Origin of the sequence: Salipiger mucosus DSM 16094 (assembly GCF_000442255.1) — a bacterium.
Lineage (GTDB): Bacteria > Pseudomonadota > Alphaproteobacteria > Rhodobacterales > Rhodobacteraceae > Salipiger > Salipiger mucosus.
In genome coordinates this window covers 150,531-162,905 of record NZ_KE557283.1, presented here as the reverse complement: position 1 = coordinate 162,905, position 12,375 = coordinate 150,531, and the positions used below count along the sequence as shown (strand labels likewise).

Annotated in this window: 8 protein-coding genes and 1 pseudogene; 5 read left to right on the top strand and 4 right to left on the bottom strand. The window is 71.0% G+C overall.

Translation table 11 applies throughout. The features are described 5' to 3' along the window. Together SALMUC_RS23150 and hisS are read right to left on the bottom strand one after the other, a co-directional pair. On the bottom strand, positions 1-580 hold a 580-nt coding region (locus tag SALMUC_RS23150; protein WP_037372762.1), incomplete at its 3' end, for an ATP phosphoribosyltransferase regulatory subunit. Next, positions 577-2,091: a histidine--tRNA ligase gene (hisS, locus tag SALMUC_RS23145; RefSeq protein ID WP_020043576.1), complete on the bottom strand. Its 1,515-nt coding sequence runs from the start codon at positions 2,089-2,091 to the stop codon at positions 577-579. The genes hisS and SALMUC_RS23150, both read right to left, overlap by 4 nt. 222 nt (positions 2,092-2,313) lie before the next feature. Here hisS and SALMUC_RS23140 point away from each other — a divergent pair, with 222 nt between their 5' ends. Then, complete coding sequence (locus tag SALMUC_RS23140; protein WP_020043575.1) at positions 2,314-2,520, top strand: SlyX family protein; 207 nt, start codon at positions 2,314-2,316, stop codon at positions 2,518-2,520. Between the two features lie 15 nt (positions 2,521-2,535). Here SALMUC_RS23140 and SALMUC_RS23135 read toward each other — a convergent pair whose 3' ends face one another. Next, positions 2,536-3,387: a hypothetical protein gene (locus tag SALMUC_RS23135; RefSeq protein ID WP_020043574.1), complete on the bottom strand. Its 852-nt coding sequence runs from the start codon at positions 3,385-3,387 to the stop codon at positions 2,536-2,538. 132 nt (positions 3,388-3,519) lie between these two features. Further along, positions 3,520-7,047, bottom strand: coding sequence for a DNA polymerase III subunit alpha (gene dnaE, locus SALMUC_RS23130; protein ID WP_037372760.1), 3,528 nt, complete (start codon positions 7,045-7,047; stop codon positions 3,520-3,522). A gap of 240 nt (positions 7,048-7,287) precedes the next feature. On the opposite strand from dnaE, the gene xdhA reads away from it, so the two are divergent. From xdhA to SALMUC_RS23110, 4 genes and pseudogenes are all read left to right on the top strand, one after another. Further along, entirely contained in the window at positions 7,288-8,694 is a 1,407-nt protein-coding gene (xdhA, locus tag SALMUC_RS23125) for a xanthine dehydrogenase small subunit (RefSeq protein WP_020043572.1), read from the top strand. After that, positions 8,691-11,156: pseudogene (locus SALMUC_RS23120) on the top strand (xanthine dehydrogenase molybdopterin binding subunit); the annotation flags it as partial. The gene xdhA and the pseudogene SALMUC_RS23120, both read left to right, overlap by 4 nt. Next, complete coding sequence (locus tag SALMUC_RS30135) at positions 11,120-11,617, top strand: XdhC family protein (protein WP_156883629.1); 498 nt, start codon at positions 11,120-11,122, stop codon at positions 11,615-11,617. The pseudogene SALMUC_RS23120 and the gene SALMUC_RS30135, both read left to right, overlap by 37 nt. After that, a partial coding sequence (locus tag SALMUC_RS23110; protein WP_037372830.1) for an ATP-binding cassette domain-containing protein occupies positions 11,584-12,375 on the top strand: 792 nt, incomplete at its 3' end. The genes SALMUC_RS30135 and SALMUC_RS23110, both read left to right, overlap by 34 nt.

The following is a 12,375-nucleotide window of genomic DNA, read 5'->3' as shown; positions in this document are numbered from 1 at the left end:
GCGCGGCGCGCGTGGCGGGCACCGGCGCCCGGCCCGAGTAGCGGTCGAGCAGCGCGCGGAACCGCCGCGGCCGCCAGATGTGGCGCATCAGCGCCGCGCGCCGCCGCTCGGAGGTCTTCAGCGCCGCAACCGCGGCCGCGAGGATGCCGATGTCGCCCACCACCGGGCGCAGCGGGCATCCGTCCAGCGTCTCGCGGATCCGCGCAAAGACCTCGGCGTCGGCCGCCGCCGGATCGGCGCCGTCGAAGACCTCGTAGCCCACCTGGAAATACTCCGAGGCCCGCTCGGGGTGCTCCTCCTGCCGGCGAAAGACCTCGCCGGCATAGGTGTAGCGCGCGGGCTCGGCGCCCTCGGTCATGTGCATCTGCACCACCGGCACGGTGAAGTCCGGCCGCAGCATGACCTCGCCCCGCGCCGGGTCCTGCGTCACGTAGGCCCGCGCCCGGATGTCCTCGCCGTAGAGCTCCAGCAGCGTCTCGGCGGGCTGCAGGATGGCGCAGTCGACGTTCTGCGCGCCGGCCTCCATGAAGCGGGCGCGCAGGCGCACCGCCTCGGCGCGTTCTGCCGCGATGCTGGTCATTCCCAAAATTCCTCTGGAATATTGGACAACGCTGTCGCGCTGTTACACTGGTCGAGCATCTCCCGGACCTTGGCGACCATCTCGCCGCGCGGCACCTCGACCTGGCTGGGGCGCTCCTTCCACTCCTCGAGGCTCGCGCTCTCGGCCAGCTTGGCACCCAGGATCAGGTCCTTGATCTGCACCACGCCGTTGGCCTTCTCCTCGCCGCCCTCGATGATCGCCACCGGAGAGCCCCGCTTGTCCGCGTATTTCAGCTGGTTGCCGAAGTTCTTCGGGTTGCCGAGGTAGACCTCGGCCCGGATGCCCTCCTGCCGCAGCTCGGCCACCATGGCCTGGTAGTCGGCCATGCGGTCGCGGTCCATGACCGTCACCACCACCGGCCCGCGCGTCTCGCTGTGGATGCGGCCCTTCTCGCGCAGCGCGGCCAGCAGCCGGTCCACGCCGATCGAGATGCCCGTCGCCGGCACCGCCTGCCCGGTGAAGCGCTTCACCAGGTCGTCGTAGCGCCCGCCGCCCGCGACCGAGCCGAACTGCCGCTTGCGGCCCTTCTCGTCGAGGATCTCGAAGGTCAGCTCCGCCTCGAAGACCGGCCCGGTGTAGTAGCCGAGACCCCGCACGACCGAGGGGTCGATGACGATGCGGTCAGGCCCGTAGCCTTGCGCCGTCAGCAGCGCGGCGATCTGCTCCAGCTCGTCCACGCCCTCGGCGCCGACCGCGCTCTCGCCCACGGCGGCGCGCAGGTTGGCGATGGTCTCGCCCGCGTCCGCGCCCTTCGAGGTCAGGAAGGCCAGCACCGGCTCGGCCTGCGCCTCGCCCAGGCCCACGCCGTCGATATAGGCGCCCGAGGCGTCCAGCCGCCCGGCGCCCAGCAGCTCGCGCACGCCAGCCTCGCCCACCTTGTCGAACTTGTCGATGGTGCGCAGTACCGCGTCGCGCTGGTGATCCTCGGCGACGCCCATGCTCTCGAGCACGCCGTTCAGCACCTTCCGGTTGTTCACCCGGATCAGGTAGTCCCCGCGCGGGATGCCCACCTCCTCCAGCGTGTCGGCCAGCATGGCGCAGATCTCGGCATCCGCCGCGACGCTCGCCGCGCCCACGGTATCCGCGTCGCACTGGTAGAACTGCCGGTAGCGCCCCGGCCCCGGCTTCTCGTTGCGCCAGACCGGCCCCATGGCATAGCGCCGGTAGGGCAGGGGCAGCTCGTTGCGGTGCTGCGCATAGGCCCGCGCCAGCGGCGCCGTCAGGTCGTAGCGCAGCGCGAGCCAGCCCTCGTCGTCGTCCTGCCAGGCAAAGACGCCCTCGTTCGGCCGGTCCACGTCGGGCAGGAACTTGCCCAGTGCCTCGACGGTCTCGACCGCGGCGCTTTCCAGCGCGTCGAAGCCGTAACGATGGTAGACTCCGGCGATCCTGCGCAGCATCTCGGCGCGCTCGGTGACCTCCGCGCCGAAATAGTCGCGAAACCCCTTGGGCGTCTGCGCCTTGGGGCGGGGGGCTTTCTTCTGCTTGGCCATCGTTGCCTCGGCTCCGTCCGGAATGCGCGCTCCCAATAGCCCCTCGGGCCCGAAGGGGCAAGCGAGGGCCAACCGCCCCGCGGCTTCTTCTGGCCGTCAAATATCCCGGGGGAGCGCGCCCCGGCGCGCGAGGGGCGGAGCCCCACACACCGCCCGCGGCCCGGCGCGCCGCTTGCCAGACCGCGCGCCCCCGCGTATCCCTGCCCGCGAAGGAGCCCGCCCATGCCGACCGACACCGCCGCGCTCGAGGAACGCCTCGCCCACCTGATCCGCGCCGTCGACGACCTCTCCGAGACGGTCGCCCGGCAGGACCGCGAGATCGACGGGCTCACCCGCCGCGTCGAGATGCTGATGCAGCGCGAGGCCGCGCGCGAATCCGACGGATCGGGCGGCATCTTCTACGGCGACGAGAAACCGCCCCACTACTAGGCAGGGCGCGGCGTCTCAGCCGCCGTCGTAGGCCAGCACGTCGCCGTCGTGCAGCAGCATGTTGCGATAGGTGTCGCCGCCGTAGCGCTCGTAGACCGTGACGAAGACCGTGTCCCGCGACAGCCGGTTCAGCCTGCGCCCGCAGGGCTTGCCCCGGCCGGTGCCGCAGACCTGCTGCTTGACCCGCTCGTAGGCGGCGTCGCTCGCGCTGTAGGGGATCGTGTCCGAGGGCAGCCCGTAGCGCAGCTGCTCGTGCATCTCGGGCGTGCCGAAGATGGCCAGAGCCCCGGTCACCTGCCGCGCGCAGCCGTCGTCGAAGCCGGTCAGGAACAGCGAGCGCGGCCCGCTCGTCCCCGGCGCGCTGTCGTGGAGGGCATAGCCCCGCCCGCGCTCGGGGTAGCGCGCGATCCGCGCGCCCAGCCGTTCCGCCGGAACGCCGCAGAGCCGCGCCATCTCGCCGTAGGGCAGCGTCGCGCCGGGCCCGACCTCTCGGTAGTCCGGCGCGCCCTTCTCGTGGGCGCCGCCGCCGCCGGAAAAGAGCCCCGCCAGCAGCCCGCCCCCGGACGAGGATGTCTCCGGTGCCGCCTCGGCCGTGCCGTTCGCCGTCTCGGCCTCCGAGGTCTTGGCCGCCTCCGCGCGGCTGCGGAAGAGGCGCAGCAGTCCGCCGCGCTCGCGGCCTTTCTCGGCCTCGATGGCGGCCTCGGCCGGGCCGCCCATGGCGCGGGTTCCGTCCTCGGCCGGCAGCGCCTCGGCGGCGCCGGCGGTGTCGTCCATCTGGACATCGGACAGTTTCGGCACGTCCCGCACCGGATCGCCGCAACCGGCGAGCAGGATCAGGACGAGCAGCGGTCGGATCGCATGGCGCAAGGGCCTTCCTCCGGCAACTTCGGCTGGTCAGGTGTTAACGATTTGCCAGGGTTGAATCCAGCCGCCTGCCGGTCGCGCCCCGGTTTGGGCGGGCAACCGCGGACGGCGGGGGGCGGCGGGATCGGGCGGGGATCAGAAGTCCTCGACCGCCAGCACGCCGCCCAGCGACTTCACCGCGCCCTTGATCTCGGGCGTCACGGGGAAGGCCTGGTGCAGGTCCATCTCGACCTCGCCCGGCAGGCCCGCGTCGCTCAGGCACAGCCGCACCGGCCCGCGCCCCGCCTTGGGCAGCTGCTCGGCCGCCCGGCCCAGCACGCTGGCGATCTGCCGGATCGCGGCCTCCTCCTCGATGTAGATCTTCAGCCCCGAGGGCCCGGCCCCCGCGACCGCCTGCTCGACCGGCGCGACCGAGCGGCCCAGCAGCTTGAGCTGGTCGCTCTCCATCGTCGCCTCGGCGGTGATGACCACCTTGGCGCCGGTCTCGAGATGCTCGCGCGATTTCTCCAGCGTCTCCGAGAAGAGCGTCACCTCGTAGGCGCCCGTGGGGTCCGACAGCTGGCAGAAGGCGAAGCGGTTCCCGCGCGCCGACTTGCGCTCCTGCCGGCCGGCCACGACGCCCGCCAGCTTGGCGATGCGCGGGCCCTCCTTGGCCTTGTGCATGAGCTCTTCCAGCGTGGTCACGTCCGCCCGCTTCAGCGCCGCCATGTAGTCGTCCAGCGGATGCCCCGAGAGGTAGAAGCCGATCGCGGCGAACTCCTCGTTCAGGCGCTCGGCCGGCAGCCAGTCGGGCACCGGCGAGAGGCGCGGCTCGGGCAGGTCGTCGCCCGCCTCGCCGAAGAGCGAGACCTGCGCGCTGGCCTTCTGCTCGTGGATCGCGGCCGAGTAGGCGACCAGCGAATCGAGGCTGTCGAAGACCCGCCGCCGGTTCGCGTCGAGCTGGTCGAAGGCCCCCGCCCGCGCCATCATCTCCAGCGCGCGCTTGCCCACGCGCTTGAGGTCCACGCGCCGCGCGAAATCGTAAAGGTTCACGAAGGGCTTGTCCGGGCTGCCCGGGTCCTCGGGCACCGAGCGGCGCCCCTGCACCACGAGCCGCATCACGTCCATGCCGACGTTCTTCAGCGCGCCCAGCGCATAGACCAGCTTGCCCTCGACCACGTCGAACGAGGGCTGCGAGCGGTTCACGCAGGGCGGCACGTAGCCCAGCTTCAGCCCGTTCTTCAGCTCGTCGAAATAGACGCCCAGCTTGTCCGTGAGGTGGATATCGCAGTTCATGACGCCCGCCATGAACTCGACCGGGTGGTTTGCCTTGAGCCAGGCGGTCTGGTAGCTCACCACCGCGTAGGCGGCGGCGTGCGACTTGTTGAAGCCGTAGTTGGCGAACTTGTCGAGCAGGTTCCAGACCTCGAGCGCCTTGTCGTCGTCGACGCCGTTCTTCTTGGCGCCCTCTATGAACTTGGGCCGCTCGGCGTCCATCGCCTCCTGGATCTTCTTGCCCATCGCGCGGCGCAGCAGGTCGGCGCCGCCGAGGCTGTAGCCCGCCATCTCCTGCGCGATCTGCATCACCTGTTCCTGGTAGACGATGATGCCCTGCGTTTCCTCGAGCAGGTGGTCGATCAGCGGATGCACCGAGGAAATCGGCCGCAGCCCGTTCTTGACCTCGCAGTAGACCGGGATGTTCTCCATCGGGCCCGGACGATACAGCGCCACCAGCGCCACGATGTCCTCGATGCAGGTGGGCTTCATGCGCTTGAGCGCATCCATCATGCCCGAGCTTTCAACCTGGAACACCGCCACCGTCTTGGCGTCCGAGTAGAGCTTGTAGGTCTTCTCGTCGTCCAGCGGAATCAGGTTCATCTGGTTCTCGCCGCCATCGGCCGGCTCGTAGAGCTCGGTGCCGTCCTCGGCCACGTGCAGCGGGCGGCCGGACTTCAGGATCAGGTCCAGCGCGTTCTGGATGACGGTCAGCGTCTTGAGGCCGAGGAAGTCGAACTTCACCAGCCCGGCCTGTTCCACCCACTTCATGTTGAACTGCGTCGCCGGCATGTCCGAACGCGGGTCCTGGTAGAGCGGCACCAGCTCGTCGGTCGGCCGGTCGGCGATCACCACGCCCGCCGCGTGGGTCGAGGCGTTGCGCAGCAGCCCCTCGACCTGCTGGCCGTAGGTCAGCAGCCGGTCCACGACCTCCTCGTTGCGGGCCTCCTCGCGCAGGCGCGGCTCGTCCTGCAGCGCCTTCTCGATGCTCACCGGCTTCACGCCCTCGACCGGGATCATCTTCGACAGCCGGTCGACCTGGCCGTAGGGCATCTGCAGCACCCGGCCCACGTCGCGCACGGCGGCCTTGGACAGCAGCGCGCCGAAGGTGATGATCTGCGCCACCTTGTCGTGCCCGTACTTGTCCTGCACGTAGCGGATCACCTCCTCGCGGCGGTCCATGCAGAAGTCGATGTCGAAGTCCGGCATCGAGACACGCTCGGGGTTGAGGAAGCGCTCGAACAGCAGCGAGTAGCGCAGCGGGTCGAGGTCGGTGATCGTCAGCGCGTAGGCCACGAGGCTGCCGGCGCCGGAACCCCGGCCCGGGCCCACCGGAATGTCGTGATCCTTGCCCCACTTGATGAAGTCGGCAACGATCAGGAAGTAGCCCGGAAAGCCCATGCCCTCGATGATGTCCAGCTCGAAGTCCAGCCGCGCCTGGTACTCCTCGACCGTGGCGGCATGCGGGATCACGGCAAGCCGCTTCTGCAGGCCCTCGTTGGCCTGGCGGCGCAGCTCGTCCACCTCGTCGTCGGCGAACTTCGGCAGGATCGGGTCGCGCCGGTAGGTCATGAAGGCGCAGCGCTGCGCGATCTCGACGGTGTTCTCGATGGCTTCCGGCAGGTCCGCGAAAAGCGTCACCATCTCCTGCGGCGACTTGAAGTAATGCTGCGGCGTCAGCCGGCGGCGCGGCTCCTGCTGGTCGACATAGGCGCCGTCGGCGATGCAGATCAGCGCGTCGTGCGCCTCGTACATCTCTTCCTTGGGGAAGTAGACGTCGTTCGTGGCCACCAGCGGCACGTCCATGGCGTAGGCCATCTCGACGAAGCCGCGCTCGGTCAGCTTCTCGGCCTCGGGCGGTCCGCTCTCGCCGGGATGCCGCTGCAGCTCGATGTAGAAGCGGTCGCCGTAGATCTGGTGCAGCTGCGTCATCAACGTCTGCGCATCGGCGCGCCGGTTCTCGCGCAGCAGCCGGCCCACCGGCCCGTCGGGCCCGCCCGACAGGCAGATCAGCCCCTCGGAATGGCGCTCCAGCTCCTCCAGCCGCACGTGCCCGATCTCGCCGTCGTGGCGCAGGTAGAGGCAGGAGTTGAGCTTCATCAGGTGCTCGTAGCCGGTCTCGTTCTGCGCCAGCAGCACGATGGGGGCGGGCGGCTTGGGGCGCTCGCCCTGGGCCGGCTCGGCATAGCGCAGGTCGAGCTGGCAGCCGACGATCGGCTGCACCCCCGCGCCGCTCGCGGCGACCGAGAATTCCAGCGCCGCGAAGAGGTTGTTGGTGTCGGTGACCGCCACGGCGGGCATGCCCATCGACTCGCAGAGCCCCGGCAGCTTCTTGAGCCGCATGGCGCCTTCCAGGAGCGAGTATTCGGTATGGGTGCGAAGGTGGATGAATCGGGGATCTGCTGCCATGCGGCCACCATATGTAGCGCCGCGCCGGGCGGGAAGAGGTCGCCGCCCGCCCGGCGTCACAAATTTGCGCGCGGGCGGGTGACGGCGCGGCGGCACCCGGCCTGCGCGGCAGATTCATCTTGCCAATCCCGAGACATGGCCCCTAGCCTGAGGGTCGAACGGACGTGGTCCGCGCGCCTTCTCTGCCGCATCGGGGGCGCGCACGACGGCATGACTTGGTAACGCGGCGGGTTCTGCGACATGGATATCTCCTTTCTGCTGAACGGGGAGAAAATCGAGCTGCGCGGGGTCGACCCCACGCGCACCGCGCTCGACTGGCTGCGCGAGGAGCGCGGCCTCACCGGCACCAAGGAAGGCTGCAACGAGGGCGACTGCGGCGCCTGTTCGGTCATGGTGACCGACGGCGCGGGCACCAAGGCCCTCAACGCCTGCATCCTCTTCCTGCCGCAACTGCACGGCAAGGCGCTGCGCACCGTCGAGGGGCTCTCGGGCCCGGGCGGCGAGATGCACCCGGTGCAGAAGGCGATGGTCGAGCATCACGGCTCGCAGTGCGGCTTCTGCACGCCGGGCTTCGTCGTCGCGATGGCGGCGGCGCACCTGAACGGCGACCGCAACCACGACGACGCGCTGGCGGGGAACCTCTGCCGCTGCACCGGCTATGCCCCCATCGTCCGCGCGGCCGAGGCGGCGGCGCAGGTCGACGTTCCGCGATGGCTGGACGACGACCCCGCCGTCGCGCTGGCCGGCGACGACGAGGCCCCGGACACCGGCGGCCCCGCGCCGCGCGGCCATGCCCCCGAAAGCGTGGACGAGCTGGCCGAGCTTGCCGCGCGCCACCCCGAGGCGACCCTCGTCGCCGGGGCCACGGACGTCGGGCTCTGGGTCACCAAGGACCTGCGCGAGCTGCCCGAGATGATCTTCCTCAACCGCTGCCGCGATCTCCAGCAGATCGAGGTCGGCGACGACGAGATCCGCATCGGCGCGGGCGTGACGATGGACCGCGTGCTGGAGCTGATGCGCGAGCATCATCCCTCCTACGCGCAGATGCTGCGGCGCTACGGCGCCGGGCAGGTGCGCGCGGCGGCCACGATCGGCGGCAACATCGCCAACGGCTCACCCATCGGGGACAACCCGCCGCCGCTCATCGCGCTGGGCGCCCGGCTGCACCTGCGCTACCGCGACACCCGCCGCGAGATGGCCCTCGAGCATTTCTTCCTCGACTACGGCAAGCAGGACCGCCACCCCGGCGAGATCGTCGAGGCCGTCACCATCCCGCGCCAGGCCGACCGGCTGCGCGTCTACAAGCTGTCGAAACGTCTCGACCAGGATATCTCGGCGGTCTGCGGCGCCTTCTCCGTCCGGGTCGAGGGCGGCACCGTGCAGGAGGCGCGCATCGCCTTCGGCGGCATGGCCGCCACCCCGAAACGCGCCAGCCACGTCGAGGCCGCGCTGACCGGCCGGCCCTGGTCCGACGAGGCCCTGGTCGCAGCCTGGGACGAATGGGAGCTCGATTTCGCGCCGATGTCCGACATGCGGGCCAGCGCCGAGTATCGCCTCAACGCCGCGCGCAACATGCTCACGCGCTACCTGCTGACCGACCTTGGCGCCGAGACCGACGTGCGCGCGATCCACGAGGTGCGGCCATGAGCGTGAGCAAGCCCCTGCCGCATGACGCGGCGCCCCTGCACGTCACCGGCGCCGCCCGCTACGTCGACGACATCCCCGTGCCGCGCGACGCGCTCTCGCTGGCCTTCGGGCTCAGCGGCATCGCCGCCGGCCGCATCCGCGAGGTCGACCTGTCCGATGTCCGCGCCGCCCCCGGCGTGGTGCGGGTCTGGGAGGCCTCGGACCTGCCCTCGGACTGCGACTGCTCGCCCTCGCTGCACGACGAGCCGCTGCTGGCGGGCCACACCGTGCACTACCTCGGCCAGCCGGTCTTCCTCGTGGCGGCGACCAGCCACCTCGCCGCCCGCCGCGCCGCCCGGCGCGCGCGGATCACCTACCAGGAGCGCGACGCGGTGTTCACCGTCGACGAGGCGATGGAGGCCGACTCGCGCTTCGAGGAGGGGCCGCGCATCTGGGAAAGCGGCGACACCGCGGCCGCCCTCGCCGAGGCCCCGCACGAGCTCTCGGGGGCCATCGTCATGGGCGGGCAGGAGCATTTCTACCTCGAGGGGCAGGCCGCGCTCGCGCTGCCGCAGGAGGGCGGCGACATGGTCGTCCACACCTCGACCCAGCACCCCACCGAGATCCAGCACAAGGTGGCCGACGCGCTGCGCCTGCCGATGCACGCGGTGCGCGTGGAATGCCGGCGCATGGGCGGCGGCTTCGGCGGCAAGGAAAGCCAGGGCAACGCGCTGGCCGTGGCTTGTGCCGTGGCGGCCGCCGAGACCGGCCGCGCCTGCCGCATGCGCTACGACCGCGACGACGATTTCACCATCACCGGCAAGCGCCACGATTTCCGCATCGACTATGCCGCGGGTTACGACGACGAGGGCCGCCTGCTGGGGGTCGAGTTCGTGCAATACGCCCGCTGCGGCTGGGCGCAGGACCTGTCGCTGCCGGTGGCCGACCGCGCCATGCTGCACGCCGACAACGCCTACGCGATCCCGGCGCTGCGGGTCGAAAGCCACCGGCTGAAGACCAACACGCAGAGCGCCACGGCCTTCCGCGGCTTCGGCGGGCCGCAGGGGATGCTGGGGATCGAGCGGGTGCTCGACCACGTCGCCCATGCGCTCGGCCGCGACCCGCTCGAGGTGCGGCGGGCGAACTACTACGCCGACATGACGGACGCGGGCCCGGAAGACGGCCCGGCCCCCGGGCCGGGCGGGGGGCCGTCTGCCCCCCGGGCGTCTGCGACGCCTCCCCCCGAGGATATTTCCGGCCAGAAGAAGGACCCGGGCAGCGCCGAGGACCCGGCCTCGCGCGGGGCGGTGGGCGCGGTGCCGACCGGCCGGCCCGTGGCGGCGCCCGAGGGCGTGCAGACCACGCACTACGGTCAGCCGGTCGAGGACTTCATCCTCGGCGCCATGACCGACCGCCTGGCCGAAAGCTGCGACTACGCCGCGCGGCGCGAGGCGGTGCGCGAGTGGAACGCGCGCGCGCCGATCCTCAAGCGCGGCCTCGCGCTGACGCCGGTGAAGTTCGGCATCTCCTTCACGCTGACCCATCTCAACCAGGCCGGCGCGCTGGTGCATGTCTACCAGGACGGCTCGGTGCAGCTGAACCACGGCGGCACCGAGATGGGGCAGGGGCTGTTCCAGAAGGTGGCGCAGGTCGCGGCCCAGGGCTTCGGCCTGCCGCAGGAGGCGGTGAAGATCACCGCCACCGACACCGGCAAGGTGCCCAACACCTCGGCCACGGCGGCCTCGTCCGGGTCGGACCTCAACGGCATGGCGGTCAAGGCCGCCTGCGACACGATCCGCACGCGCATGGCCGAACATCTCGCGGCGCTGCACCAGGAGCAGCCCGACGCCGTGCGCTTCGAGGGCGGCGAGGTGCATGTCGGCGGCGAGACCATGAGCTTCGCGCGCGCCGCGACGCTCTGCTACGAGGGGCGGGTGAGTCTCTCGTCCACCGGCTTCTACAAGACGCCCAAGCTCGAGTGGGACCGCGTCCGGGGGCAGGGGCGGCCCTTCTTCTACTTCGCCTACGGCGCGGCCTGCTCCGAGGTCGTGGTCGATACGCTGACCGGCGAATACCGCATCCTGCGCACCGACATCCTGCACGACTGCGGCGCCTCGCTGAACCCGGCGATCGACCGGGGCCAGATCGAGGGCGGCTTCGTGCAGGGCGCGGGCTGGCTCACCACCGAGGAGCTGGTCTGGGACGACAGCGGCCGGCTGCGTACCCATGCGCCCTCGACCTACAAGATCCCGGCCTGTTCCGACCGGCCCGAGGTCTTCAACGTGGATCTCTGGGACGGGCAGAACCGGGAGGAGACGATCTATCGCTCCAAGGCGGTGGGCGAGCCGCCCTTCATGCTGGGCATGTCGGTCTTCTTCGCGCTGGGCGACGCGGTCTCGGCCTGCGGGCCGGGCTACCCGGCGCTCGACGCGCCCGCCACGCCCGAATGCGTGCTGGCGGCGATCCGGCGGGTGCAGGATGGCGCCGCGCGCTGGTCGCCACGCTGGCGCCACTGCCGGGGCACGCGATCACCTGGGCCGACACCGCGCCCGAGCGCTTCCCCGCCGAGGTGCCGGAGGGCGTGCAGGCGCTGCCCGCCGCCGACCTGCCGCGCCTCGTGGCCCATGCGCCGCGCGACGCCGCGCATCTCGTGCTGACCTACAGCCACGAGATCGACTTCGCGCTCTGCCATGCGCTTCTGGAGCACGGCTTCGGCTTTGCCGGGCTGATCGGGTCCGACACGAAATGGTCGCGCTTTCGCAAGCGGTTGCGGCAGCTGGGACACGCCGATGCCCAGATCGACCGCATCTGCTGTCCGATTGGGCAGAAATCGCTGGGCAAGCACCCGCAGGCCATTGCCATCGGCGTGGCCGCGCAGCTACTTGGGCAGGAAACAGGGGACGGGGCGACGTGGACGACACGCTTCTCAGCATCCGGGGCCTGACCAAGGCCTATCCCGGCGTCGTGGCCAACGACGACGTCTCGTTCGACATCCGGCGGGGCGAGATCCACGCGTTGCTGGGCGAGAACGGGGCCGGCAAGTCGACGCTGGTCAAGGCGATCTTCGGACTGGTGAAACCCGACGCGGGCGAGATGCTCATGTCGGGCGAGACCTACGCGCCGGGCCAGCCCTCGGACGCGCGGCAGGCCGGCGTCGCGATGGTCTTCCAGCACTTCTCGCTCTTCGACGCGCTCGACGTGGCCGAGAACGTGGCGCTGGGCATGGAGGAGCCGCCGAAGCTGCGCGACCTCGCCCGGCGCATCCGCCAGGTCTCCGAGGCCTACGGGCTGCCGCTCGATCCCTCGCGGGTGGTGGGCACGCTTTCGGCGGGCGAACGCCAGCGGGTCGAGATCATCCGCTGCCTGCTGCAGAACCCGCGGCTGCTGATCATGGACGAGCCGACCTCGGTGCTGACGCCGCAGGAGGTCGAGATCCTCTTCGACACGCTGCGCAAGCTCAAGGCCGAGGGCACCTCGATCCTCTACATCTCGCACAAGCTGGAAGAGATCCGGGCCCTCTGCGACGAGGCGACGATCCTGCGGCTGGGCAAGAAGGTGGCGACCTGCACGCCCGCCGAGGTGACCGCGCGGCAGCTCGCCGAGATGATGGTCGGCGCCAGCTTCGACACGCCGGCGGCGCGCGGGGGCTCGCCGGGCGAGGTCGCGCTCGAGGTGCGCGGGCTCAGCCTGCCCGCGCCGGGC

Coding starts and splice junctions, on each gene's coding strand:
- hisS (WP_020043576.1), bottom strand. CDS start 2,091: ATGGCCAAGCAGAAGAAAGCCCCCCGCCCCAAGGCGCAGACGCCCAAG.
- SALMUC_RS23140 (WP_020043575.1), top strand. CDS start 2,314: ATGCCGACCGACACCGCCGCGCTCGAGGAACGCCTCGCCCACCTGATC.
- dnaE (WP_037372760.1), bottom strand. CDS start 7,047: ATGGCAGCAGATCCCCGATTCATCCACCTTCGCACCCATACCGAATAC.
- xdhA (WP_020043572.1), top strand. CDS start 7,288: ATGGATATCTCCTTTCTGCTGAACGGGGAGAAAATCGAGCTGCGCGGG.
- SALMUC_RS30135 (WP_156883629.1), top strand. CDS start 11,120: ATGCGTGCTGGCGGCGATCCGGCGGGTGCAGGATGGCGCCGCGCGCTG.